28 protein-coding genes and 1 riboswitch are annotated in these 26448 nt (G+C 40.0%); of the genes, 4 read left to right on the forward strand and 24 right to left on the reverse strand.

The window, feature by feature from the left end; all coding sequences use genetic code 11:
• Positions 1-84 precede the first annotated feature (84 nt).
• The 21 genes from GPS65_RS03430 to GPS65_RS03525 form a co-directional block, all read right to left on the reverse strand.
• Positions 85-1773: an N-6 DNA methylase gene (locus tag GPS65_RS03430; protein WP_119125328.1), complete on the reverse strand. Its 1689-nt coding sequence runs from the start codon at positions 1771-1773 to the stop codon at positions 85-87.
• Positions 1774-4809: an Eco57I restriction-modification methylase domain-containing protein gene (locus GPS65_RS03435; RefSeq protein ID WP_119125329.1), complete on the reverse strand. Its 3036-nt coding sequence runs from the start codon at positions 4807-4809 to the stop codon at positions 1774-1776.
• A 488-nt stretch (positions 4810-5297) separates the two neighbouring features.
• A complete protein-coding gene (gene sufB, locus GPS65_RS03440; protein ID WP_007500362.1) occupies positions 5298-6695 on the reverse strand; it encodes a Fe-S cluster assembly protein SufB in 1398 nt (465 codons plus the stop codon).
• Positions 6696-6712: 17 nt separating this feature from the next.
• Entirely contained in the window at positions 6713-7159 is a 447-nt protein-coding gene (gene sufU, locus GPS65_RS03445) for a Fe-S cluster assembly sulfur transfer protein SufU (RefSeq protein WP_012011181.1), read from the reverse strand.
• Positions 7149-8369, reverse strand: coding sequence for a cysteine desulfurase (locus GPS65_RS03450; RefSeq protein WP_119125330.1), 1221 nt, complete (start codon positions 8367-8369; stop codon positions 7149-7151). The genes sufU and GPS65_RS03450 overlap by 11 nt, the downstream gene beginning before the upstream one ends.
• Entirely contained in the window at positions 8369-9682 is a 1314-nt protein-coding gene (gene sufD / locus GPS65_RS03455) for a Fe-S cluster assembly protein SufD (RefSeq protein WP_058013731.1), read from the reverse strand. The genes GPS65_RS03450 and sufD overlap by 1 nt, the downstream gene beginning before the upstream one ends.
• Positions 9683-9700: 18 nt before the next feature.
• Positions 9701-10486, reverse strand: a complete 786-nt coding sequence (sufC, locus tag GPS65_RS03460; RefSeq protein ID WP_003213654.1) for a Fe-S cluster assembly ATPase SufC — start codon at positions 10484-10486, stop codon at positions 9701-9703.
• A gap of 211 nt (positions 10487-10697) precedes the next feature.
• Positions 10698-10835: a YuzK family famiily protein gene (locus GPS65_RS19250; protein WP_162835676.1), complete on the reverse strand. Its 138-nt coding sequence runs from the start codon at positions 10833-10835 to the stop codon at positions 10698-10700.
• Between the two features lie 215 nt (positions 10836-11050).
• Positions 11051-11419: a carboxymuconolactone decarboxylase family protein gene (locus GPS65_RS03465; protein WP_003212803.1), complete on the reverse strand. Its 369-nt coding sequence runs from the start codon at positions 11417-11419 to the stop codon at positions 11051-11053.
• A gap of 104 nt (positions 11420-11523) precedes the next feature.
• Complete coding sequence (gene metQ / locus GPS65_RS03470) at positions 11524-12345, reverse strand: methionine ABC transporter substrate-binding lipoprotein MetQ (RefSeq protein ID WP_012011185.1); 822 nt, start codon at positions 12343-12345, stop codon at positions 11524-11526.
• A gap of 14 nt (positions 12346-12359) precedes the next feature.
• Positions 12360-13028, reverse strand: coding sequence for a methionine ABC transporter permease (locus tag GPS65_RS03475; protein WP_012011186.1), 669 nt, complete (start codon positions 13026-13028; stop codon positions 12360-12362).
• On the reverse strand, positions 13021-14046 hold the full coding sequence (locus GPS65_RS03480) for a methionine ABC transporter ATP-binding protein (RefSeq protein ID WP_012011187.1): 1026 nt from the start codon (positions 14044-14046) through the stop codon (positions 13021-13023). The genes GPS65_RS03475 and GPS65_RS03480 overlap by 8 nt, the downstream gene beginning before the upstream one ends.
• A gap of 154 nt (positions 14047-14200) precedes the next feature.
• A riboswitch (SAM riboswitch) is annotated at positions 14201-14309 on the reverse strand.
• 102 nt (positions 14310-14411) lie between these two features.
• Positions 14412-14753: an SCP2 sterol-binding domain-containing protein gene (locus GPS65_RS03485; RefSeq protein WP_012011189.1), complete on the reverse strand. Its 342-nt coding sequence runs from the start codon at positions 14751-14753 to the stop codon at positions 14412-14414.
• Between the two features lie 120 nt (positions 14754-14873).
• Complete coding sequence (locus tag GPS65_RS03490) at positions 14874-15176, reverse strand: thioredoxin family protein (protein WP_012011190.1); 303 nt, start codon at positions 15174-15176, stop codon at positions 14874-14876.
• A 12-nt stretch (positions 15177-15188) separates the two neighbouring features.
• Positions 15189-15533, reverse strand: coding sequence for a toprim domain-containing protein (locus GPS65_RS03495; protein WP_034660691.1), 345 nt, complete (start codon positions 15531-15533; stop codon positions 15189-15191).
• A 128-nt stretch (positions 15534-15661) separates the two neighbouring features.
• Complete coding sequence (locus GPS65_RS03500) at positions 15662-15898, reverse strand: YusG family protein (RefSeq protein ID WP_034659913.1); 237 nt, start codon at positions 15896-15898, stop codon at positions 15662-15664.
• A 44-nt stretch (positions 15899-15942) separates the two neighbouring features.
• On the reverse strand, positions 15943-16326 hold the full coding sequence (gcvH, locus tag GPS65_RS03505; protein ID WP_012011193.1) for a glycine cleavage system protein GcvH: 384 nt from the start codon (positions 16324-16326) through the stop codon (positions 15943-15945).
• 66 nt (positions 16327-16392) lie between these two features.
• Entirely contained in the window at positions 16393-16749 is a 357-nt protein-coding gene (locus GPS65_RS03510) for an arsenate reductase family protein (RefSeq protein ID WP_144457141.1), read from the reverse strand.
• Between the two features lie 171 nt (positions 16750-16920).
• A complete protein-coding gene (locus tag GPS65_RS03515) occupies positions 16921-18702 on the reverse strand; it encodes an acyl-CoA dehydrogenase FadE (protein ID WP_144473889.1) in 1782 nt (593 codons plus the stop codon).
• 14 nt (positions 18703-18716) lie between these two features.
• The gene (locus tag GPS65_RS03520; protein WP_012011196.1) at positions 18717-19892 is read right to left on the reverse strand and encodes an acetyl-CoA C-acetyltransferase; all 1176 of its coding nucleotides are present in this window, start codon (positions 19890-19892) and stop codon (positions 18717-18719) included.
• 12 nt (positions 19893-19904) lie between these two features.
• Positions 19905-22292, reverse strand: coding sequence for a 3-hydroxyacyl-CoA dehydrogenase/enoyl-CoA hydratase family protein (locus GPS65_RS03525; RefSeq protein WP_144473891.1), 2388 nt, complete (start codon positions 22290-22292; stop codon positions 19905-19907).
• Between the two features lie 199 nt (positions 22293-22491).
• Here GPS65_RS03525 and GPS65_RS03530 point away from each other — a divergent pair, with 199 nt between their 5' ends.
• From GPS65_RS03530 to GPS65_RS03545, 4 genes are all read left to right on the forward strand, one after another.
• Entirely contained in the window at positions 22492-22629 is a 138-nt protein-coding gene (locus GPS65_RS03530) for a YuzL family protein (RefSeq protein WP_003212904.1), read from the forward strand.
• Positions 22630-22673: 44 nt separating this feature from the next.
• Positions 22674-22907 carry a hypothetical protein gene (locus GPS65_RS03535; protein WP_223250686.1) on the forward strand — a complete coding sequence of 78 codons (234 nt, stop codon included), beginning with the start codon at positions 22674-22676 and terminating at the stop codon, positions 22905-22907.
• Between the two features lie 12 nt (positions 22908-22919).
• Positions 22920-23267: a spore coat protein gene (locus GPS65_RS03540; RefSeq protein WP_012011198.1), complete on the forward strand. Its 348-nt coding sequence runs from the start codon at positions 22920-22922 to the stop codon at positions 23265-23267.
• A gap of 203 nt (positions 23268-23470) precedes the next feature.
• Positions 23471-24334 (forward strand): DUF6973 domain-containing protein, encoded by an 864-nt coding sequence (locus GPS65_RS03545; protein WP_012011199.1) that lies wholly within the window; start codon positions 23471-23473, stop codon positions 24332-24334.
• A gap of 326 nt (positions 24335-24660) precedes the next feature.
• On the opposite strand, the gene GPS65_RS03550 is transcribed toward GPS65_RS03545, so the two are convergent.
• The 3 genes from GPS65_RS03550 to GPS65_RS03560 form a co-directional block, all read right to left on the reverse strand.
• Positions 24661-24915: a YusU family protein gene (locus GPS65_RS03550; RefSeq protein ID WP_144473893.1), complete on the reverse strand. Its 255-nt coding sequence runs from the start codon at positions 24913-24915 to the stop codon at positions 24661-24663.
• 72 nt (positions 24916-24987) lie between these two features.
• Positions 24988-25818 (reverse strand): ABC transporter ATP-binding protein, encoded by an 831-nt coding sequence (locus GPS65_RS03555; protein WP_003213584.1) that lies wholly within the window; start codon positions 25816-25818, stop codon positions 24988-24990.
• A 148-nt stretch (positions 25819-25966) separates the two neighbouring features.
• Positions 25967-26413, reverse strand: coding sequence for a YusW family protein (locus GPS65_RS03560; RefSeq protein ID WP_012011202.1), 447 nt, complete (start codon positions 26411-26413; stop codon positions 25967-25969).
• Positions 26414-26448 lie beyond the last annotated feature (35 nt).

Consider the following 26448-nt stretch of genomic DNA (forward strand, 5'->3'; position numbering starts at 1 on the left):
AGTAGATGTTATAGCTTTAGAACCCACCATCAAAACGTGGGTTCTATACTATACTGTGTTGTACCATACTTAAAGAAAGGGCTCTTATAATTTTGCTTTGCCTTTTCGTTTTTGTTTGCGGCTCAATCTTCTGTTCATTAATTTTTTCCATATTATCCGAAACGATAAAATAGTTTCTTCTTCTATCCCTAAATGGTCACGTAAAACTAATTGATCTATCTCATCCAAGATAGGCTCTATATCTTTCTTAGCTCTAATCGTTCGGTCAATTTTTTCAATTAAATCTTCAACAATCCCCGAATTTAAGGATTGAAGGTTTGGAAGCATTACCTTTTCAACTTCCCCTGGCAATATTTCTAATACTCCTCCACCATAACTTCTGCCCTCAATTTCAGTGAATGCAAACGTAATGCTATTATAATAAGATAACAATACTTTTTCTCTATTAATTTCCTCATTAAACTTTACTCTATGCATTGTATCAGTGCTAACAGCATTGATATCGTTTAGAACAAACTTAGGAAAAGTGTTATTTCTACGAAGAAAGAATGCGTCAGGTACCCATATAGATGGAACACGATACCATCTCTCTCTGATACTACATTTATACCCTATATGTGCTTCTTCTTCTTCCCCACGTCGGATATATGCTTTATGTCCTTCTGGATATTCTTCATAAGGAATATTCGGAAAATCTATAAGATGAGCTGCTGTTCCTTTATTGACATTACCCAACCAATCTTGTTCTGTAAAATATAAGCCACTAGCATGGGAACTCCTCCCAATAAGGGGGCGTACAACATTTTGTAGCTCATATTCCTCAACAACATTTTTATTAACTGAGAAATATTCATTATTTCCTGTTGTAATTCCGATATCAACATCTGCAATTTCAGAAAATGCAACAAAACGCTCATCTTCTTGAATCTGATAAATCAGATTAGCTTCTTCTGGCTCTAAGAAATATTTTGTCCATTTATCCTTGTCTTGCATTGCTCTCTGGTAATTTATAGGTGTACGAAAAACCTCTTCTTCATTAAGGAAATCTGTATTTTGCCATTCAATAACCCTTATAGTACTTTTAGAAGTTGAGAGCTTGTCCTTATCTTTCTCTCCAAGAAGAATAACAACTTCCTGCTGTACATCAGGAAAGACAAGTTCTTTAAAAGTTATAACAGTAGTTCGGGATAAATTATTGACTAAAAATAATCTAAGATCCTCAGCATAGGCTACTTGTAATAATTCTGCTGGGATAACTAATCCGATTTTACCGTTATCATTTAACAACTCCACACACGCCACTACAAATGAAACCCAGGAATTAATAAGTTTATTCGATTTCATCCCATTTGAAACTAATATATCTGATTGAGTTTCTCTCTGTGCTGCGGTTAAATACTGATACCTAATATAAGGTGGATTTCCCACAATGGCGTCAAAGCGCTGTTGTGTTCCAAAAAGGGAATCTTTTTTTTCTTCATAGACATTGTAAAAGTCTGCATTAATAACATCTATATTAGGGCAATTTTTAACTCTCACTTTCGCCTTTTTAGACTCTTCTTCATCAAATTCAACAGCTAGACATTTTAATTGAGAAATCCGAGGATGTACAGAGAGTGACTCGAGAAATGCTCCATCCCCACAACTTGGCTCAAAGACAGTAGTTGTTTGATCATTATGGAGTGCCCATTTTACTATGAAGTCAGTTAATTCTTTTGGCGTGTAGTAGCCCCCACGTAATTTTTGCGCTGAATTTTGAGCCTTTAATTTCATTTACATCACCTTTGTTTCCTTCATTAAAACTCGCATTAATTCTTCTATACCGTATAATTTAGTTACATTATCAGTTATTTCTCTAATCAAACCTCTTCTTTCACGAAGTAATGCAGTTCTTTCCTTATTACTTAATTTTTTAGCAAGCTTATCATTAATTTGATAAATCTTCCTTGTTGCTTCAACAATATCATTATAAAAGCAAACTTGCACCTTGTTTTCAAAATCTATAGTTCGAACAGGCATATCATAAAGAACAGCAGTACCTGTTGCGTTAAATCCACCTTCAAAGTCACTACCTATTATAGATGATAAGATTTGATACGCAGGGTGGCTTAGTACTGCCTGAATGTACTCAAGTTCATATGGACTACCATCTTTTTGAGCAATTGCAACATAACCAGCAGTTCCTCCCGAAGCAATAAGCATATCATTTTTGTCCATTCTATACAATGGAACTTCGTTTTTCATGACCTTTACAATTAACTTATCTTTATTATTAAAGCTAGTAAGGTGTTGACTTCGACCATAATGATACCAAGTGTCTGATGTAGCATGTTTTACGTCCCTTCCTTTTTTAGAGGGACTTAACTGCTTTGGTAACAACCGATCATAATTATCTTTTAAGTACTCCCACGTTCCGGGGAATTCAGATTCCAATGTTTCTTTATCGATAATTTCCCCATCCATGTCATAAGGGAATATTAAATACATTCTTGGGAGCTCATAATCATATGTCCCCTTACCTTTTTCTTTTCCTACGGGTTTAAAGTAATCACGAACAATTCCTTTTTCTATTTGATATGTCTTTCCGTTTTTTTGGATTTCATAATTAGTTTTTGTTTCGCCAATAATTTCTTTTAAACCAAAAGGGTACACATCTTCTGCGCTAGTTTGAATACCATTTAAAACTTCTGTAATATCCTTTAATTTAACAGAATTTTCATATAACTTTTCCAGAAGAAGTTTTTCATTTGGATTAGTAACTAAAATCCAAGGTGCATCACTAATCACATGACTAGCGTATTTTACCCGTTTAAGTTTACTAAGATCTTGTTGGTTTACCCACCATTCTTGTAAATCAGTAACCTCTTCAAAGACGAACTCTTCTTGTTGTTCTTTCTTAGCTGTTAGAATACAGCTATAGGTTAATATTTTTTTGTGTGCAAACAATTGTGTTGACCCAAAATCAATAAATTCCGAAACATAGCTATTCTCAGTTAAAATTTTACGCAAATAAACACCGGAAGAAATTTTTGAAAACTTAGATGGAACGATATAACAAAGAACTCCACCTTCTTTGAGCATTTCCAAAGCTCGTTCAATAAATATAAAATATTTATCAAATTGCTTATAAGATGACTCATATTTATTTTTGTATATTGCAACTTCTTGTTTAGGCAATATGTTTATCATATCGTCTGTTGTTACATATGGAGGATTTCCAATAATAACATCAAAATCTCGAACTCCATTTGCAAATTCAAAATCAAATGGGAAAATGTTGTTTCTATCTTCATCAGTTATTTTCTTCTTTCCTAAATAATCAGTTTGAATAAGTGAATTTCCAGCTTGTATGTTTTCATCCAACATTGGGAGAATTTCATTGTATCCCTCTAGGGTTGGAGTAGTTTCATTATCTAATAAACTTATCAAAAGACTAAACTTTGCTGCTTCCACTGCATTGGCGTCTATATCAATACCATAAATACAAGAAGTTAGTATCTCTTTTTTATCTTCAAAAGGTATATGTCCTATTCCATCTTCACCAGGAATTAAATGTTCCGGTTCATGATCTTGGTACCAATTGGTACAATATTGAATTAAATAATCAAGTACCTCTAAAAGAAATACACCTGAACCACATGCAATATCAGCAATTTTTATTTTTAGTATTTCTTGTGGAGCTTTCCCTTCAATTGTTGGTGCTAAAGTTTTATTCACCATATATCTGACAATTTCTGTTGGTGTTGATACAACATCTCGATTTACATTCTCCGCCTTTTTTGTCAGACCAATTGTCCCATCTTCTTTTATATATAATTTTTCGGTTAAAAAGTATTCGTATATTTCGCCTAACAAATTCGCTTCTATCACTGCAAATTCATATGGACTCTGAGGTCTATACAATTTGTTTACAATATCCATTATTATCTGATTATTTAGATCAATGATAATATGATCTCCATTAAACAAACCTGAATTGTACTTTTTATCAGCTTCTTCAAACATTTTTAGCATCTTTTCTTGGACTTCATTTGGATCTTCAATGGTTTTTTGTAGGTTATGATATATTGGTAAATTCCTGTCTTCACACAAGCGTAAAAATATCATTTGATTAATAAATTTTTGTATTAAGTCACTTATTATAGCAAGCGAATATTCGGGGTGACTTTTATACAGTTCATTTGCTAATAGTAATCTCCATTGCCTAATTTGTTGTAGGAATAGCTCGTCAATTGGCATATGTACTCCTTGGTTCACCAAATCTTCGAGATTATTCTCAAAACTCCCACTATAGACAGTTTCTTTCGAAAGCAGTTTTTCAATTTCGTCAAAATTTTCTTCATACTTACTATAATGTATAGGTTGCATTAATAAAGCAGTATAAGGATTATCTGTTTCCTTCGGCTCTACGGTTGCGTCGTATATAAGAAGGTACTCAAAGTTTGTAAGTACCGTAATTAAGTGTTTCGCATTGTATCCGTAACGTCTAGCTTGTAAGATTGATTCCATATCGGAAAGAATTCTAACTGCCGGTTTTTTTGCTTCGGTAAAAAATTTCTTTACTCCCGACAGTGTAAATGCATAGTCTGGTCTGGATGTTGAAGTCAAATAGTTTTCACGCATTACTTCTCTTAAATTAGGTCTTACATTATTTCTGTTATGAATATCCCAACCCAAAATTTCAAAAAAAGGATCAATAAATTCATTTCTAGTATCAGTTTCGTTATATCTGCTTTTAGCTTCGGTATAATACTTTTCATTACTTTTAAATTTTTCAACGAGTTTTTTTAATTCTTCTTTTTTATCCATCGTTTTCCCCCGTTTTCAATAGATCTCCATAGAATGATTTTAACATACAATTTTTTTGATACATTCTCTACTTTTAGTACGAAAAACTTAGTAAATAAATTTTTGGGTAGGAGGTAGAAGATGAATACTTTAACAGAAGATAACTTGGCAACATCTACGGATATTGTAAATATCGATAAGGAAATTGAACGTATAAGAAGTCTGTTAGAAAAGGAAACAGATTAAAAATTGGAGGTTGTCCGCTTGTATCTACTTATGCATCATGAGGTCTCTACTTCAATTGCTAGTGTAGATGAATTAGCCAATTTCCTTCGAACAAGAGAAGTAAATACTGATTTATTAAGCTGATGATACTCATGTTGATGTAACCGAAAAATAGAAGAAGACGAACTTAAAAAGTTCGCCTCCTACACTAAAAGATAATTTCAACTTGGCACGACACCAAATTGGCGCGGGATGAAACCCCTCAAACCTTTGATATATAAAGGTTAACCAATAGAACCTTCCATCTCAAACTTAATCAAACGGTTCATTTCAACGGCGTATTCCATTGGTAGTTCTTTTGTGAATGGCTCGATGAAGCCCATGACGATCATTTCTGTTGCTTCTTCTTCAGAAATTCCGCGGCTCATCAAGTAGAATAGCTGCTCTTCTGATACTTTTGATACCTTCGCTTCGTGCTCTAATGAAATGTTGTCGTTTAAGATTTCATTGTAAGGGATCGTATCAGATGTTGATTTGTTATCCATGATGAGTGTGTCACACTCGATGTTTGAGCGTGCACCCTCTGCTTTACGTCCGAAGTGAACGATTCCGCGGTATGTGACTTTACCACCTTGTTTGGAAATCGATTTCGATACGATCGTTGAAGATGTGTTTGGTGCAAGGTGAATCATTTTTGCACCTGCATCTTGGTGCTGACCTTTACCTGCTAGGGCAATACTTAATGTCATACCACGTGCGCCTTCACCTTTTAGGATGACGGCTGGGTATTTCATTGTCAGCTTAGAACCGATGTTTCCATCAATCCATTCCATCGTTGCATTTTCTTCACATACTGTACGTTTCGTCACAAGGTTGAAGACGTTGTTTGCCCAGTTTTGAATCGTTGTATAACGGCAGTAGCCGCCTTTTTTCACGATGATTTCAACAACCGCACTGTGAAGTGAGTTTGTTGTGTAAACTGGAGCTGTACAGCCTTCTACGTAATGCACATGTGCGCCTTCATCAACAATGATCAGTGTACGCTCGAACTGACCCATGTTCTCAGAGTTGATACGGAAGTATGCTTGAAGTGGAGTATCTACTTTTACCCCTTTTGGTACGTAGATAAATGAACCACCAGACCATACAGCCGAGTTAAGCGCAGCAAATTTGTTGTCAGTCGGAGGAATGACTTTTGCCCAGTGCTCACGGAAGATGTCTTCGTTTTCTTTTAATGCGCTGTCTGTATCTTTAAACACAATGCCTAGATCTTCAAGGTCTTGCTTCATGTTATGATACACAACTTCAGATTCATACTGAGCAGATACACCTGCTAAGTACTTTTGCTCTGCTTCTGGGATCCCAAGCTTATCAAAGGTTTGTTTGATTTCTTCTGGTACTTCATCCCAAGAACGCTCAGAGCGCTCTGATGGCTTTACGTAGTACGTAATTTCATCAAAGTTTAATGCATTTAAATCTCCGCCCCATTGTGGCATCGGCATGTTGTAAAAGTGCTCAAGAGATTTCAAACGGAAATCGAGCATCCACTGAGGCTCTTCTTTCATACGAGAAATTTCTTCAACGATCTCTTTTGTTAGTCCGCGCTCTGAACGGAAAATGGAAACGTCTTTATCAGAAAAGCCGTATTTATATTCACCAACATCTGGCATTTTTTTAGCCATCCATTTTCACTCCAATCTTATGATTTGCCGTTATCTTCGGCAGATGCGCCTTTTTCAAGCGCCTTCCATGATAATGTTGCACATTTAATGCGGGCAGGGAATTTTGCCACTCCTTGCAGCGCCTCAATATCACCAAGATCAATGGAATCGTCGTATTCTTTTCCTAGCATCATATCGGAGAAAATCTGAGACATTTTCAAAGCTGTTTCAATATCTTTCCCTTTAATCGCCTGCGTCATCATAGAGGCAGATGCCATCGAAATCGAGCATCCTTCTCCTTCAAATTTCGCATCGGTGACTTTTTCGTCTTCGATTTTCATCGTGAGACGAATGCGGTCACCACACGTAGGGTTGTTCATATCGACGACAATGCTGTCGTTTAACACACCTTTGTTTCTCGGATTTTTATAATGATCCATAATCACTTGTCTGTACAGTGTGTCTAAGTTTACATTAAAAGACATTCGTAAAATACTCCTTTGTCTTACGGAGCGCTGCAATGAGTTGGTCAATCTCTTCTTCTGTATTATACAGATAGAAGCTTGCTCTTGCAGTCGCTGATACACCAAGCCATTTCATGAGCGGCTGTGCACAATGGTGTCCAGCACGAATGGCGACACCTTCCGTATCCAGAACAGTAGACGCATCATGCGGATGGACGTCATCTAAATTAAACGTCACAAGCCCAGCTCGGTGCTGCGGTCCATAAACAGTCGCACCATCAAGCTCCTTAAAGCGTTCAAGCGCATAAGTGGCAAGCTGATGCTCGTAACGGCTGACTTCCTCCATACCAATGTCATTTAAGAAATCAATCGCTTTTCCGAGTCCAACTGCTCCGGCAATAATCGGTGTTCCCGCTTCAAATTTCCACGGAAGCTCTTTCCAAGTAGAATCATACAGATCCACAAAGTCGATCATTTCACCGCCAAACTCAGCAGGCTCCATATTATTCAAAAGGTCCTTCTTCCCGTAAAGTACACCGATGCCAGTCGGTCCACACATTTTATGCCCAGAGAATGCGAAAAAGTCACAATCTAGATCCTGAACATCAATTTGCATGTGCGGGGTGCTCTGCGCACCATCGACAACGATAATAGCACCGTGATCGTGGGCAATTTTTGCGATGTCTTTAATCGGGTTGATGGTTCCTAATACGTTTGAAACATGTGTGACAGCGACGATTTTCGTTTGATGTGTGATCGTTTGCTTCACATCTTCAAGCGATAGCGTGCCGTCTTCCTGTAACGGAATGTATTTCAATGTGGCGCCAGTTGCTTTTGCTGCTTGCTGCCAAGGGATGATATTCGCATGGTGCTCCATGTGCGTAATGACAATCTCATCGCCTTCTTTGAGGTTTGCTCTAGCATAGCTGATCGCCACTGTGTTTAGTGCAGTTGTTGTACCTCTAGTAAAAATAATCTCCTGGACAGATGAAGCACGGATGAATGCACGAACTTTCTCTCTCGCACCCTCGTATGCGTCCGTTGCTCTTGTGCCAAGGGTATGAACACCCCTGTGGACGTTCGAGTTGTAAGACCGGTAATACTCATTCATTGCATCAATGACCACTCTTGGTTTTTGAGAAGTCGCTGCACTGTCCAAATACACCAAATCATGACCGTTCACTTGCTGATGAAGGATTGGAAATTGCTCACGAACGTCTTTGATATTCATTATTTTACTTTCCTTTCAATCACAGAAACGAGCTGTTTTTTAACTCCTTCAATCGGCAGTTCTTTGACGACTGGATTTAAGAAGCCATAAATCACAAGTCTTTCTGCATCTTCTTTGGAAATCCCGCGGCTCATGAGGTAATACAGTTGAATTGGATCGACACGTCCAACAGAAGCAGCATGCCCTGCTGTTACGTCATCTTCATCAATTAATAGAATTGGGTTTGCGTCACCGCGTGCTTTCTCACTCAGCATGAGAACACGTGATTCCTGTTCAGCATTTGACTTCGTTGCGCCATGCTCGATTTTACCGATTCCGTTAAAGATAGAGGATGCTTGATCCTTCATGACACCATGCTTCAAGATATACCCTTCAGAGTTTTTACCGAAGTGGATGATGCTTGTTGTAAAGTTTTCCGTTTGATTCCCGCGGCCGACAACAACTGATTTTGTATCACCGAATGTCCCGTCGCCCATAAGCTTTGTGATGTTTTCAGACACGACGTCTCCATCATTCATTAAGCCAAGCGCCCATTCGATTTTACTGTCACGGCCACTTGCCATACCGCGTCTATTCACATAGACTGTGACACCTTCTGAAAGGTTATCTACTGCACCGTAAGTGACGCGAGCATTAGCACCCGTGAACACTTCGGACACAATATTGAAGATGGCTTCTTCAGGTTTTGCTGTACTGATGTAGTTTTCTACATAAGTCACTGCACTATGATCGTCAGCTACAACGATGACATGGTTGAACAAAGTCGTGTCGTCGTTTTCATGTAGGTAGACGGCTTGAATTGGCGCTTCAAGTTCTACATTTTTCGGTACATAGAGGAAAGCTCCACCATTCACTAAAGCAGCATGTAAAGCTGTTAGTTTATGCTCATCTACTTTCACTGCATCCGTCATGAAGTATTTCTTCACTAGATCGCCATGTTCACGAAGCGCTGTATGAAGATCAGTGAAGATCACGCCTTTGTCTTTCGCTTCTGTTGAAAGAGACAAATATGCTGGCGTTTGATCACGCTGAATGTAAACTGTCTTATCGGTGTCCTCTAAATCAATGAGAGATTTCACTTCTTCAGGAAGCTCTTCTAATGATCCAAATGGTGCACTTTCGACTGTATGCTGTTTGAAATTGGTTAAATTCCATTTAGAAATATTCGTTTTGTCAGGCTTTGGCATTGGAAGGTCTTCTGCTTTTTCAAGAGCCTGTAAGCGAAGGGAACTCATCCATGCCGGTTCCTGATGCTTCTCGGAGAAGCTTTTGACATAATCTTGATCTACTGATAATTTCGTTTCTAATGTCATCAATAATCCTCCTAACGCTTACGCTTCTTGACCAACAGTTTCGTCTTCAATTCCTAACTCTTTTTTAATCCAATCATAGCCTTCTGCTTCTAGACGTTGTGCAAGCTCTGGTCCGCCAGATTTCACGATACGTCCTTGCATCATGACATGAACATGATCTGGTGTGATGTAGTTCAATAGACGCTGATAGTGAGTGATCATTAAGCAGCCGAAGCTTTCGCCGCGCATTCTGTTAATTCCTTTAGAAACCACTTTCAACGCATCGATATCAAGACCAGAATCGATTTCGTCAAGGATCGCAATTTTTGGTTCAATCATCATTAATTGAAGAATTTCATTGCGTTTTTTCTCCCCGCCTGAGAAACCTTCGTTTAGGTAGCGTTGCGCCATGTCTGGGTCCATTTCAAGGAACTCCATGTTTTCGTCCATTTTGCGAATGAATTTCATGAGAGAAATTTCATCGCCTTCTTCTCTGCGAGCGTTAATAGCAGAACGAAGGAAGTCCGCATTTGTCACACCACTAATTTCAGATGGGTATTGCATTGCAAGGAAAAGACCTGCTTGAGCGCGCTCATCTACTTCCATTTCAAGTACATCTTCGCCATCAAGCAAAATGCTGCCTTTTGTTACTTCATATTTAGGGTGACCCATAATGGCAGCAGATAAAGTTGATTTACCTGTACCATTTGGCCCCATTACTGCGTGGAATTCTCCACCTTTTATCTCGAGGTTTACACCCTTTAAGATTTCTTTCCCTTCAATCTCAACGTGCAAGTCCTTAATTGTTAATGTCGAAGCAGTCATATATCGATACCTCCAAAATAATCATTATTCTCAATTTATTCTCATTCTAATTTTATAACAAATTAAAAGTGAATACAACACATTCACGATAAGCGTGAGAGGATGCTCTCAAAATTCTAACAAAAAAAGCCGGTAGATAAAAGGATTTATGTCGAAAAGACTGTTTTCATAAAGAAAGGACGGGAAACTGTTCTCCCCGTCCCTTAGCTATTTAATAGCCTTGTATATTCATTTTTGCGAGCTGCCTTTTCTCATCTCGATAGGACTGCTCTCGTTTATATTCCACTTTCATCCGTAAGTCATGGTCTCTTTCGTACTCTGCATAGCTCATGCCATGAGCCTTATGCATGGCCTTTTCCATCTCGGCGGTATAATCCAATCCCAGTGTACTATGGTCCGAACAAATAATAAACCATTCCCTTCTTTAAGTGTAGCTTCATTGTATCAAAGGCTTGCGGCTTCACTCAAAAGGGATATAGTGCGCTATGCTGGCATATTTTCTCACACAATCGGCTGAGAAGAACTCAACTCCCTGATATGGAAAAATACCGCCCTTTCCTTCCCTTAATGCGTCTGTCCTCCAAATTCATCAATACATTGCTGAACGACAGTAATCCCTTGGCTCAATGCTGCCCCGCCGCCAAATGCTGCTGCTACGCTGACAACCTCTAGCAAATTTTCTTCTGTTGCGCCTTGGTCGAGCGCTCCCTTTGTATGATAAATCATGCAGTATTCATCCTGTGCATGAATACTGATGCCAAGGGCAATCATTTGTTTTTCCTTTTGCGTCAATGAATCGCTCTGAAAACATTGCTCCGTGAATTCATTGAATTTCTTCCCAAACACCGGCATTTTCTTCTGAAATTCACCCATTGCCGTTTTATAATCAGTCAGTGACTGCTGCATGGATCCGCTCATATGCTGTTCATTCATTTTCTATTCCATCCCTTCAGGTCATTTGTACATTTTTATTATGAGCGAGATTTGAAAAAATACACAAAAAACCTCGCTTTGACGAAAGCGAGGTTAACACATCGTTATTCAGATACCGGTAGTACAGCACCGTCATATTTTTTATCGATGAATTCTTTGATTTTATCAGAGTGAAGAACTTCCATTAAAGTCTTGATCTTATCTGATTTTTCTTCACCTTTGCGAACCGCCACAATGTTTGCATATGGGTTGTTCTTTGTTTGCTCAAGTTCGATTGAATCGTTTTTCGGATTCAATTTATTTTGGATCGCATAGTTAACGTTGATAAACACAGCATCGCCTTCACTGTTTTCATAAGCTTTCGCTGTTAGTTCAGGAGCGATTTTTTTGAACTTTAGGTTCTTTGGATTTTCTTTGATGTTCTTTACAGTAGCGTTGATTGTATCAACCTTTGGATCGAGTTTGATGACACCAGCATGTTGAAGCAGGGCAAGCATACGTCCTTGCTCAGCTACGTTGTTTGTCATGATGATCGTGCCACCGTTTGGAATATCTTTTACTGATTTGTATTTCTTAGAGTAGATACCGAATGGCTCAAGGTGAACCGCACCTGCACTCACTAGGTCGTAATCTTTGTTTGATTTATTTTCTTCATTTAAGTAAGGGATATGTTGGAAAAAGTTTGCATCCACTTCTTTTTCAGCTAACGCTTTGTTGTACATTTTATAATCACTAAGTACTTTCACTTTGAGATCGTAGCCTTTTTCTTTTAGAAGTGGTTTTGCTTCTTCAAGAATTTCGGCATGTGGTGTTTTTGAAGCGGCAACCGTAATGGTTTTGCTATCACTTGCGTTATTAGATGAACCGCATGCAGCCAAAATGCCTGCAAATGCTAGAAATAGTGCACTTAAAATCAATTTCTTCATAAATAAATCCTCCCTTATCGTTTATCAATTTTATTTGTAATCAAATCACCGATTATTTGAATAATAAAGACGATGATGAGAATAAACACAGTGGCAAAAAGTGTGACATCTGTATTACCAGATTGGTATCCTTCCACATAGGCAAGGTCACCAAGTCCACCTGCTCCAATTGCACCTGCAATCGCAGTTGAGCCAATTAAAGCAATCGCTGTTACGGTAATACCTGAAATGAGGGCTGGCAATGATTCTGGCAGCAATACTTTGAATATGATGGTCGACGTTTTCGCTCCCATTGAGCGTGCTGCTTCAATGACTCCTTTGTCTACCTCACGCAGCGCAATTTCGACAAGACGTGCATAGAATGGAGCTGACCCAATGACAAGGGCAGGCAGTGCTGCATTTGGACCTAGAATTGTATGCATTAAGAATTTCGTGAACCCTAATAAAAGAATAATTAAAATGATAAAAGGAATCGATCTGAAAATGTTGACGACTGCACCGATGACAGCATTGATCGGTTTATTTTCCCAAAGACCACCTTTTCCAGTAAGGAAAAGCAGGAGTCCAAGAATAATTCCGATCACAAAGGCAAACGCCAATGAAATGAGTGTCATATAAACCGTTTCACCCGTTGCATTCCAAATGACTTCTAAATCAACGTTCGGAAACCATTTCTCAAACATGTGTCATCACCTCAATTTCAACCTGTTTGCTTTGGATATAGGCGATGGCTTTTTCTACCTCAGTCTCTTCTCCATTAATATGGATAAAGAGTGTTCCAAACGCGCCTTCCTGCGTTTGAGAAATCTTCCCTTGAAGGATATTTACATCGACCTTGAAGGATCGAATGATTTCAGTGATGAGCGGCTGCTCGGCAGAATCACCAATAAAGGACAACCGTACGACCTGACCTTCTTTTACGCGCTCTAAGACGTGTTCGATTGTTTCTTTCGCTTCCTCTGGTTCAGCAAGCTGCTGGACGAATCGCTTCGTCATTTCTTCCTTCGGCTGTCTGAAAACGCGTAATACTTCGCCTTCTTCGACAATGCGTCCATTCTCCATCACCGCCACGCGATGACAAATTTTGCGAATGACATGCATTTCGTGTGTAATCAGCACAATCGTCAGCCCAAGTCGTTTATTGATATCTGCTAAAAGATCAAGGATAGAATCCGTTGTTTGCGGATCAAGCGCTGACGTTGCTTCGTCACAAAGAAGAACCTTTGGATCATTTGCTAATGCTCTCGCAATCCCCACACGCTGTTTTTGTCCGCCGCTAAGCTGAGACGGATACGCATTTTCTTTTCCTTCTAAACCGACTAATTTAATCAGTTCATTCGCACGCTCTCTCCGTTTCGATGTCGGTACACCTGCGATCTCAAGTGGGAACATAATATTTTGTCTCACTGTTCTTGACCAAAGTAGGTTAAAGTGCTGGAAAATCATGCTGATTTCTTGTCTTGCTTTCCGAAGTTTCGCATTCGATACTTCATTGATCCGGTTGCCTGCCACTTCAACAATTCCTTCTGTTGGCAGCTCCAGACCGTTTAATAGGCGAATCAGCGAGCTTTTTCCGGCACCGCTATACCCAATAATTCCGAATATTTCACCTTTACCAATATCCAAGTTGACGTCTTTCACGGCATCAACATTTCCGCTTTTTGAATGATACGTTTTTGATACATTCTGTAAATGGATCACAGTCTGTTCACCTGCTTTCTTGCTGAATCTATAGGTTGCCATCACAAACATTATTTATTCTTCCTGATGCCATGCTCCGCGCCTGGCTTGAGGTCAGTAAAAAAGACCTAACTGCAATGCAAGCAGAAAGGCCTTTTATGTTCAATACGCCTTTCTCTCATCTTTCAAAGCATTGCGGCTTTGAGTGAATTGGCACCAATTTCAGCTATGCTGACGGTTGCCGGGTTTCATAGGGCACGTCCCTCCACCTCTCTTAATAAGAGAAAATATGTTGTTTTATGTGATGTTCATGTTTTTACTAACGTAGAATATCATGCTACCCGAGATATGTCAACGCTGTAAATCGCTAATTTCCTAGTAAACGACTACGTTATCATTTTTCGAAAAAAACCGTTCGTCAGCCAGAGCACCGCCTCTAGTCTTAGGAGCGCGCGGAATGACCCTTTTACTTTCACTTGTCCCCTGCTAATTAACTGCTGTAAGGACATATCTCCATCTAATAATTGTAGTATTTCTTTTCTCTCACCATAAAAGATAAGATCCGATAACTCAATTGCAGGTAGTTTCTTCACTTCACCACGCTCATCCACAATCAATGTACAAGAGTCAGTTTCCGCCTCAAATGTAATCTTCAAGGATGATGATGAGAGCAGCGGTTTTAGCAATAAGCGCTGCCCTTTGTTACCATGGGTTTTCACTTTTTCCACATGTATAACCTCCCTGTCATTTGGTTATACATAACATTTCTCTACAAACATTCCCTTGTCCTTTATAAATAACTCGACAAATTTTCAGATGAATTGCTTGAAATATGACAAAAAACCGCTTTATTTAGCGGTTTCAATCATTTCATGAAGATATGGAACAGAGTGAAAGGCATAGCCTTTTTGCACCAGTTCGCCTTTTTTAAACAGTAGAAAGCAAGGAACGCTTTCGATCTCAAAAGCCTTCGCAAAGCCTGGTGAGTAGTTTAAGTTATTTTCGTAAAAAGGTACATCCGGCTGCATGGTGTCTACGACAGCGAGCATTTTCTTTGCCAGCTGGCATGTCCCGCAAAACGGTGTATATAAGTATAAAAGAAATAAATCGTCCTTTATTTCCTTGAAATCATGTTCTTCAATCTCTTTCATATACGTCCACCCTCATAAATATTTCGAATGAACATCAATGTTTGCAGCTAATAGGATAGATGCAATGTGGGCTGACGGTGAAGCGGCCACTTCACGGTACGTTCTGTCGACAAAAAGATGAAGCGCTTCAGGGAATTCTTTTCGAAATTGCTTCCGCAGTTTGTCGCCTGCATCGTCACTGTCTGCTAATATGTAAACGTCTTTCCCCAATAATTCGTCTACGAGCTGATCCAGCTTCGATGTACTGATCGTGCCATTGGTGCAAATGATGGTAACAGGTTCACTTATGACTTCTTTTAGCTTTTGTTTGTCTGTTTTACCTTCTACTATGATGACCTTTTCTACCTCTACATTCATCACGATCACCCGGCCCTTTTGACGTTGTTCAGTTCTCCCTTAGATTACAATCTTTCATCAAGGTTGTAAAGATTGGGCACTTGCACTAAAAAGACTGCAGCTTATGCTCACTGCAGCCTCATCTGTGATTAGCACCAGCCATTTTCATCATCACAGTCTACATATTTTTCTGTCCCGTGGGTCAGTGTATCCGTCAGACGATAAAAACGATTTTGATCATAGGAATAACCTGATTTTAACTCATATTGGTTTTCACTAATCATCGTGCCAATCTCTTCATTTTGATGATACAGCACCATGCCGCTTTCTTTGAATCGTCCAGTGACATGATCTGTTATATCCACCTGTTCTTTTTGAAAAGACAAATTGGACACCCCCCATAAAGGTAGAGTGTCCAATTTCACGTGAATTAGTCTTCTTTTGTCATTTCTTCATATTGCTCAGCAGTCATCAAGTTCTCAATTTCAGATGTATCAGCTGGCTCTACCACGATCATCCATGCTTTTTCGTATGGAGAGTCGTTGACGAATTCAGGGCTGTCATCCAGCTCATCGTTCACTTCAACAATTGTACCGTTGATCGGTGCGTAAAGCTCAGAAACTGTTTTCACTGATTCTACACTTCCGAAAGGCTCGTCCGCTGTAATTTTGTCTCCTACTTCAGGAAGCTCAACGAACACGATATCGCCTAGCTCAGATTGAGCAAAATGCGTAATACCGATACGCACCTTTTCCCCTTCTACTTTGACCCATTCATGTTCTTCTGAATAACGTAAATCTTTTGGTGTGCTCATTCAATACCCCTCCAGTCTTTTCTTTCAATCTATATTGAAGATACCACAATCTGAATGAAAGTTACATCATTTCCAGACGCTTTTAAATGTATCTTCATTAAATCCAATCGTGACTCGTTTACCGTCTGTTGTAATCGGACGCTTGATCAGCATTCCATTAGATGCGAGTAATTCTAGCTGCTCGTCCTCTGACATTGCAGGAAGTTGATCTTTCAGCTGTAGCTCTCGGTATTTCTGTCCACTTGTATTAAAGAACTTCTTCAACTCTAAGCCGCTTTTTTCGTAAAGGGCTTTTAATGTTTCTTTATTAGGCGTCTCTTCGACGATATGTATGCTGTTGATGTCTTTATTGTGTTCTTCCAGCCATTTTTTTGCTTTTCGACATGTACCGCAAGATGGGTATTCATAAAAATCTAAAGCCACCATTTTCACCTCCTGCAAATAGTGACAACATTTTATCACAAAATATTTTAAAAACCTAAATGTATGCTTACAAAAAGGTGCGGAAAGAAGACAAAGGGCTAAAATAAAGATCATTTTAGCCCTTTGTCAACAATCTGAGGTGCGGAATGATATCCGCAAATTTCAGCCGTCTTATACGATATATTTCTCTGCTTCAAAGATTCGTTTCGCCACTTCGCGCTTTTTGGCGATGACATTGATCGGGGTGAATCTTGTCAGTTTGCGAAGAGCTGACAGACTCATGCGGAGTGCATCTCCTTCTTCCATCGCGATCAAGGATTCTTTTGCATGGGCTTCAATTTTTAAGAAGGCCTCCTGCGTGAATATTTGTGTGTAAGCAAGCTTTTGAGTATTCTTATCTAGCCCTGATGCAGCGATTGCCTTTTCAGTACGCAGAATCGCCGATTCAGCAGCAAAAATTTCATTGACGATATCCGCTATGTTCACAAGAATCTCTTGCTCTTTGTCTAATGCTTTTCCATACTTCATCGCCGCCATTCCAGATACCATTAAGGCGATCTTTTTCGCATGGGCAAGCAAATATTTTTCTTGATCGAGCGGCTGATCACCCGGCTCTACCGGCATCATCATCATGAGCTCTTCCTGTAAGGTTTGCGCCTTTTGAAGAAGAGGAAGCTCTCCCTTCATCGCTTTCTTCAGAAATGTGCCTGGGACTAGCAGACGGTTGATTTCGTTTGTTCCTTCAAAAATACGGTTAATCCGGGAGTCACGATAGGCTCTTTCGACCTCGTATTCTTGCATAAATCCATATCCACCGTGAATCTGCACACCCTCATCCGCAATATAGTCTAAAGTTTCAGAGCCAAGCACTTTACAAAGAGAGCATTCAATGGCATATTCTGCAATGGACTGGGCAATTTGTTTGCCATCCTTTTGGTCTTCTTCACTTAATAGACCCATACGCTGTTCAAATAATCCGACTGTGCGGTAAACAGCACTTTCCATCGCATAGAGCTTTGCCGACATGTTGGCTACCTTTTCACCAATTAAGCTAAATCGAGAAATGGGCGTTTGGAATTGCTTACGCTGGTTTGCGTATTCTGCCGATAATTGAATGACACGTTTTGACGCGCCAACTGTCCCGACAGCCAGCTTGTAGCGTCCGATATTTAAAATGTTAAAGGCAATGACATGACCTCTGCCAGCCTCACCTAGTAAATTCTCTTTTGGCACTTGAGCATCCTCAAGGATTAACGTTCTCGTTGAGGACCCTTTAATGCCCATCTTTTTCTCTTCAGGTCCCGTTTTGACACCAGGGAAATCCTTTTCTACGATAAAAGCAGAGAAGTGTTCACCATCAATTTTCGCATATACGACAAAGACGTCGGCAAATGCGGAGTTTGTGATCCACTGTTTTTCCCCATTCAACACATAATGGGTTCCGGCTTCATTTAACACCGCAGTTGTCTTTGCTCCAAGAGCGTCAGAGCCTGATCCTGGTTCAGTTAGGGCATACGCCGCAATCGCTTCTCCAGAAGCGAGTCCTGGCAGATACGTTTCCTTTTGCGCTTGATTTCCGAACAGTACGATTGGCAGAGATCCAATGCCGACATGGGCGCCATAGGAAAGCGAGAAGCTCCCTGCTCTGGAAAATTTCTCAGTAATAATGGCTGAGCTGATTTTATCTAATCCGAGCCCTCCGAATTCTTCAGGCACGTCGGCTCCTAGCAGCCCAAGCTCTCCAGCCTTTTTAAGAAGCCTGACGGAATGCTCAAATTCATGCTTTTCAATTTGGTCTATATATGGAACAACGTCTTGTAAAATATAATCCTCTGTTGTCTTTCCAATCATTTGATGCTCATCAGAGAAATCCTCTGGTGTAAAGATATGCTCATAATTCGTCTCATCAATTAAGAAGCTTCCACCCTTTTTTACCTCTTCCATTGCTTTCATTCTGTTTTCCCCCTTTAGATCAATTCAAAAATTCCTGCTGCTCCCATGCCCCCGCCGATACACATTGTGACGATGCCAAATTGCTCGTTTCGCCGTTTCATTTCATGAATGAGTGACAGTGTCAATTTCGTTCCTGTACAGCCGAGCGGATGTCCTAGTGCGATTGCCCCGCCATTGACATTCACTTTCTCTTCATCAATTCCTAAATGACGAATGACTTGAATGGCCTGAGAGGCAAACGCTTCGTTTAATTCAAACAGTCCGATATCCTTCAGCTCAAGTCCAGCGATTTTCAGCGCACGTGGAATGGCTTCAATTGGACCGATCCCCATCACTTCAGGCGGTACACCACCAACAGCAAACGCTCTGAACTTGGCGAGCGGCTGAAGGGAAAGTGAGGATGCTTTCTCACGATCCATCATCATCACACACGCAGCTCCGTCACTTGTTTGTGAAGAGTTCCCTGCGGTCACCGTGCCTTTTGTTGAAAAAGCCGGACGCAAAGTGGAAAGAATCTCTTCCGTTGTCCCCGCTCTTACGCCTTCATCCTGTGAGAACGTGAATTGATGTTCTTCTAATTGAAATTGCTCCCCTACCCGTCGCTCTGTTACATCAACGGATACAATTTCATCTGTAAATTTCCCTTCCTGTAATGCCTTGGCTGCCTTTTGATGACTTCTTACCGCAAAGGCGTCTTGATCTTGACGAGTGACCTGATACTTTTGCGCCACCTGCTCTGCCGTGTGGCCCATGCTCATATAGTATTCAGGTGCTTGCTCTGCCAAATGAGCATTCGGACGAATGGAATGACCCATCATTGGTACTTGTGACATTGATTCGACTCCACCGGCTAAGATTGTTTCTGCCTGACCGAGCATGATTCGTTCACCCGCATAAGCGATGGACTGAAGACCAGATGAACAGTAGCGGTTAATGGTGATGGCAGGGACTGTATACGGAAGTCCTGCTAACGCTCCAATATTCCGAGCCACATTTAACCCCTGCTCCGCTTCTGGTGTCGCACATCCGATGATCAAATCATCTATCTGTCCGTCGTAATCACCAGCACGCTTTAATGTTTCTTTTACACACAATGCGCCCATATCATCGGGTCGAACATGTTTTAACGATCCTTTTTTCGCCTTCCCTACTGGTGTTCTCGCGCCAGCGACAATGACTGCTTCTCTCATTTTGACTCCCCCTTAGTTACGTAAAGGTTTTCCTTTGACGAGCATGTGCTGCATGCGTGCTTGTGATTTTACTTCTCCTACAAGACTTAAAAATGCTTCTCTTTCAAGCTCTAATAAGTATTGCTCCTCTACCTCTGTTCCAAATGGCAGTTTTCCGCCGGAAATAACATGAGCTAATTTTTTAACAATGGTCATGTCATGCTCTGAAATGTATCCAGACAATCTCATATTTTCAGCCGCCAATATCATTGCTGCATAGCCTGTTTCTCCCATGACGGGCACCTTTTGCTTGAGCGGCGCACGATAACCTGCTTCATCAAGAGAGAGCACAAGTTGTTTCGCATCATAGATCAGGTGATCACCGTTCATACTGATTCGGTCACTCGCGCGCAGCATGTTCATATCCCGCGCTTCCTCTGCCGAAGTGGATACTTTAGCCATTGCAATGGTTTCAAATGTTTTCAGCGTGGCATCTTGTATAGCGGTCTCTGACGGCTTAGCTGCCCCTTGCAGATGGCGAAGATATAATTCTTTGTTTCCACCGCCGCCTGGAATCAGCCCTACTCCCGCTTCGACAAGACCCATGTATGCTTCACTGGACGCCTGAATAGCTGCGGCCGGCAGACAAACCTCTGTTCCGCCTCCGAGTGTCATACCGAACGGTGCAGCAACGACTGGACGGTCGCTATATTTCACCTTCATCATTGCCTGTTGGAAGCGGCGGATCACAAAGTCAATTTCAAAGAAATTATCGTCCTGAGCTTCCATTAAAATCAACGCAAGGTTGGCACCAACACAGAAGTTCTTGCCTTGGTTTCCGATGACAAGCCCTCTATAATTCTGTTCCACCTCATCGACAGCGCGATTGATCATGTCAATGACATCTAGTCCAATGGCATTGCTTTTGGAGTGAAATTCGAGCAAGGCGACATCGTCACCGATATCAATCAAGCTCGCACCAGCATTTTTAAAAATCACGCCGTGTTTCTTTTTCAATCTCGCTAAGGAAATATTCTTTTCGTTTCCTTTTTCCTGTTCATAAGCCCCGTTGTGATAAAACGAGCGCTCTCCATCTGCATTCTCTTGATAGAATGTGTCGTGTCCTTCTGACAGCATGTCTTGCACCCACTGCGGGATGCTGTGACCTTCTGCTTCCATGCGATCGACTGCTTTTTTCACACCAATTGCATCCCAGAGCTCAAATGGACCGTGCTGCCAGCCAAATCCCCATTTCATTGCGTTATCGATGGACTGGATATCATCCGCAATTTCGCCTGTTAACTGAGCTGAATAAAGGAGCACAGGTGCCGTCATGTTCCAGAGCAATTGGCCTGCACGCCCATCTTGATAAATAAGCGCTTTCAATTTCGCTTTCGTTCCCTTTTGCTGCTTCGCCATCTCAATGCCTGGATCTTTCAGCTTCGTTCGTTCTCCGTATGTGAGAGTCACAGGATCAATTTCTAAAATGGCCTTTCCATTTTTTTGATAAAACCCTTGCCCTGCCTTGCTGCCAATCCATCCTTTTTCAAGCATTCTTTCAATAAACTCAGGCAGCTGGAAAATATCTTTTTCCTTACCTTCGACTTGGTCATATACGTTGCGGGCTACATGGAAAAACGTGTCGAGCCCTACGACATCAAGTGTACGGAACGTCGCACTCTTCGGTCTTCCAATGAGGGGTCCTGTGACCGAATCCACCTCTCCAATGGTGTATTTGTTTTCAAGCATTTCACGCACTGTTACAAGGAGTCCATAAGTACCAATGCGATTGGCAATAAAGTTCGGCGTATCTTTCGCTTCAACGACGCCTTTCCCAAGTACATCCTCGCCAAACGTTTTCATAAATTGAAGTACTTCTGGATCTGTTTCTTGAATAGGAATGATTTCTAAAAGCTTTAAATAACGAGCTGGGTTAAAAAAATGTGTGCCTAAAAAGTGGCGTTTAAAATCCTCTGATCGGCCTTCTGCCATTTTTTCAACCGAAATTCCGGATGTATTGCTTGATACGATACTGCCTTCTTTGCGGTGTTCGTCGATGAGAGAGAATACGTGCTTTTTGATGCTGAGCTTTTCAGTAACGACTTCAATAATCCAGTCAGCTTCATGTAATAAGGAAAGGTGGTCTGTGAGATTTCCCGGTGTGATGTATGATAGGTTTTTTGCTGAAGTAAGAGGTGCTGGCTTTTGCTTTAATAATTTTTCCATCGCTTCTTGACTTAATCTATTCCGAACACTAGGGTGATCAAGCGTTCGCTTTTTTGCCGTTTCTTCCTTTGTCAGTTCGTTTGGCACAATATCTAGCAATGTGACTGGTATCCCGATATTGGCTAGATGCGCAGCAATGCCTGAACCCATGACACCTGAACCAATGACAGCTGCCTTGCGAATATGTTTGCCCATAAATATCCCCCTAAACATTTTGAATGAACAGTCATTCATTTTTTGTGCAAAAAAAAGCAATGCCTCTTTCTTTATCTTAAAAGATTTTCCGAAACAGTTCAAGAGTGGATTTCAAAATATTACACATTCTCATGTGCCTTATTTTACGGCGTATGAATTAAAGAGGAGAGGGCATTGTAAGAATGGAGGTGATGTCCACATGTCTCGTTTGAAGAAAAATCCATCGAAAGCAGGCGTAAGTGCTGCAAGTGTAAAAGGAAACGCAGGTCCATCACAGGAAGCAGACCTAGGCGGAAAAAAGACCAGTCAAAATCAGCAATATAAAAAGAATCAGTAAGGAAACAAAATTGTAAGGAGGAACACACCTTGAACAATCAGCAAATGAATATGCCCCCGCAAGTCATTTCAGTAAAGGATTCCTTGTACTTAGAGGATATGTTGAATTGGAACTTGATCGCTATGAAAAAGGCTCACTTTATGGCTGAGCATTGCCAAGACCAAACATTGAAACAAGAATTAAACCAAGTGGGCCAAATGCACCATCAGCATTACACACAAATTCTTCAGCATTTAGGCAGCTCAGGGCAAGGCCAGTCTACTGGCTTTATGCAATAGGAGGAAAAAAACATGGAACAACAAAACCAACAAAAAATCGGGAATCCTCAAACTCCGGTTCCCACGACAACAAACATGAATGATCGTGATTTTGTCACAGATCTCTTGTCGACTGAAAAATATATGACAAGCGGATACAACACAGCGCTCAACGAATTCAGTCATGAATCCCTTTATCAGGATATTCAGCGAATTGCGCTAGAAACTCAGAAAACACAAAGACATTTATATGATGTCATGTTCCGATATGGATGGTATTCTGTTGAAGCCGCTGAAGAGCAAAAACTCCAGCAGGCACACCAGAAGTTCCAGCAAACACTGACAGATCAATCTCCATACGGACCATCACAAATGTCATAAGAAAAAAACTGCCAGTAAAATGAAGATGGATATTCATAAAATAATGGATCCGATTTTATCCGGATCCATTATTTTCAAAATGACAATTTACACACAATGAAGATTCAGCAATTTTTATATAATATTAGAAATTAAACTATTTATTCTACCTAATATATACTATAATATAGAACATATTATAAGAAAAGGGAGTTTAGGAATAAATGTACAAAAAAAGCTTATTAATAATATTTTTTTCTTTGGTTTTATCAACATTATTTTTTAAGGGAAATATTGCAGTTGCAGAAGTAAATTCTTTAGATAATAAAAAAGTAATTTCTTCACTAAATAAAACTGCACAATCAAGGGCATCCACAAAATTTTTCTATGAAAGTATTAGAAATAACATAATGACATATTTTGATATGTTCGAAAACAGAGAGATCAACGAAAAAGAATTAGAAAAATTAATTAAAGAAAACATTTCCCCAGCCTTAAAAAATTCTGACGATCAAGTTGCTCTTGAATTAAGTGAAGAAAAATCAAAAATAAATACAATATCTATAAAAAGCTCCTATGTTGAATATTCATTAGGCAAATTAGGTGCTAATGCTAAAGAAATTAACCTTTTTGCAAAACATCCTCATAATGCTGCCAAAACTAAAAACATTGCAGATGTCGCTTCAAGAGAAGCTGCAAAACGATATTCTAAGTATACGCTATGGCAAGGGAATGGGGACGCTTATAGACACGCTTTATGGAATGCCATAATGACTAAAAATATCAGTAGGGATTGGGCTTACCAAGTAGGTTATGCACACGAAAATTTAAAACCCGGTGAAAAGGCTCCTGATTTGGATACAAAAATGGATATCACCAACAATTATAGAGGTAGGCTTGATGGAACTACATATAAAGACTATAATGATGTTCAGTTAACTCAAATCGTTGCTGATACAGTATCTAAAGGAAAAAAAGTTCGCATACGAACTTACACTTCAGGTAAAGCAGACAGAGTTTTAGATGGCGTTAAAACAAAGTATGTAAATAAATTTGTTGAAACAACTTCAGGTGGAAGAAAAAGATAGTGAAAAGATGTGACCTATATGAAGAAAATCTTTATAGCTATCACTTTATTACTAGGTAGTATAATTTATTTAATTTTCAGAATAACAAAACCCAAATTATACTTAAATAAATTTTCATACGAAGTAGATAATCCGATTAGCATCAAATGGAATTACATCCTCATAGACACTGGGTTTGTAAAAGATAATCCAAACTCAGTTTATGAAATTTGGATTACACCTATTTACATTATAATTATAATATCTCTTCTTCTTTTGTTTTTTGGCATTAAAAAAAAGTAATTTCACCAAACTACCTCTTCGTGTGGGGTAGTTTTTTATTTATCTTAAAATTTACCTTTATTGGCGCGATGAGCTTCGTTCAACTGTTTGATTCGTTGAATCGTGTGTTTGATTTCTTCTTTTGCTTCTGGATATGTTTCATTGAAATGCTTTGCTAGAGGCGGCATACTTTTGGCAATATGAGAATAGATGATCCACTGTTTCACCTCTTGTTTCAGTGCGTCTGTTGATTCGCCGAGCAGCAGCTCAGTATATTTCTCAAGCAAGCCTTCCAGCTTTTCATCTAGTTCATTTCCCATTGATCTTCCGCTCCTTTTTTTAGAAAAAAGCCTGACTCTGTACGTAACAGATGTCAGGCTTTTGACATACGATTATCTTGCAGCGAGAAATGTCTCCGCTTGCGCTTGCTGCACAATACAGCGTCCTCTGCCATGCGGAATACATAATGGCGTTCCGAATAAAGGATCTGTTGTCACTTGGCAGTTCATATCAAAGACATTTTTCACAAGATCACAATTAATGACCGTTTCTGGTCTTCCTTCTGCATAAATCGTCTTGTCTTTAATCGCTACAAGGTGATGAGCATATCTACATGCGAGATTCAGGTCATGAAGGACCATGACAATCGTGCGCTGCTCTTTTTCATTTAAGTCAAACAGAAGGTCAAGAATTTCAATTTGATGCGTCATGTCTAAATACGTCGTCGGCTCATCTAACAAGATGATATCCGTCTCCTGCGCTAACGTCATCGCAATCCATGCACGCTGTCTTTGTCCACCTGATAATGAATCGACCGTTCGATCAGCAAGGTCTTCCATCTTCGTTGACTTCAAAGCACGATTCACTGCTTCCTCGTCTTGCTTTGACCACTGCTTCAGCCAATTTTGATAAGGATATCTGCCTTGCTTCACTAGCTGATGCACGGTTAATCCTTCTGGCGCTTCTGGTCCTTGCGGAAGAATAGCAAGCTGTTTCGCTACTTCCTTTGTTGGTAATTTTGCAATGGAATGACCTTCAAGCAGGACAGAACCACCCATTGGCTTCATGAGACGGGCCAAAGAGCGAAGTAGCGTGGATTTACCGCATCCATTGCTGCCAATAAATACTGTGATTTCACCCTTAGGGATCGATACATTTAGTTCATCTATGATCATTGTTTCTCCGTAGCCTAAGCTTAAACCTTCAGTAGAAATGGCACTCATTCCGCTCAAACGCTCCTTTTCTCATGCAAATTTTTTGTATGAAATATCGTCTATTTATAGACGCAAAAGATCACTTATCTCCATTTAGTGTATCAGATTTAAGTGATTTTGAAAATCATTTTCAATTAAAAAATGAGAAAGTTCCGTTTCACTTCTTCTTTTGGAATGTACGTTTGGTCCCATCTTCCAGCTTCATATCGACTTGAATTCGCTGATAATCGTCATCTAAATTAAAAGCAGCTAATAGCTCATTTACATACGTTTCATTGATCTTCGCACTAGGAACAGACATATCATTTAGCTTCATCTTCATCTCGCGTAATGCTTCTTCACCTTCATAGCGGACACCGTTCATATGATCACGAATCAGTGCTTCTTCTTTGCCTTTTACCTGACGATAGGTGGCTTCGTATAATTCGCTTTTCTGCCCGTATTGAACATGCAGGTGGAGATGCTCAAATGGAAGTTCCTTCATTTGAACCGCTGAGAGACTCTCTGCTTCTGCTTCCTTTGTTTGCTGGAGCGGCTCGATCGATTGACAGCCAGACAGCATAAAAAGCAGCACTCCTATTTGTCCCGCCTTCTTCCAACACATCATGTGCTTCCTCCTATTTCTTATCATCGCTTTTT

It is taken from the genome of Bacillus pumilus, assembly GCF_009937765.1.
GTDB lineage: Bacteria > Bacillota > Bacilli > Bacillales > Bacillaceae > Bacillus > Bacillus pumilus_O.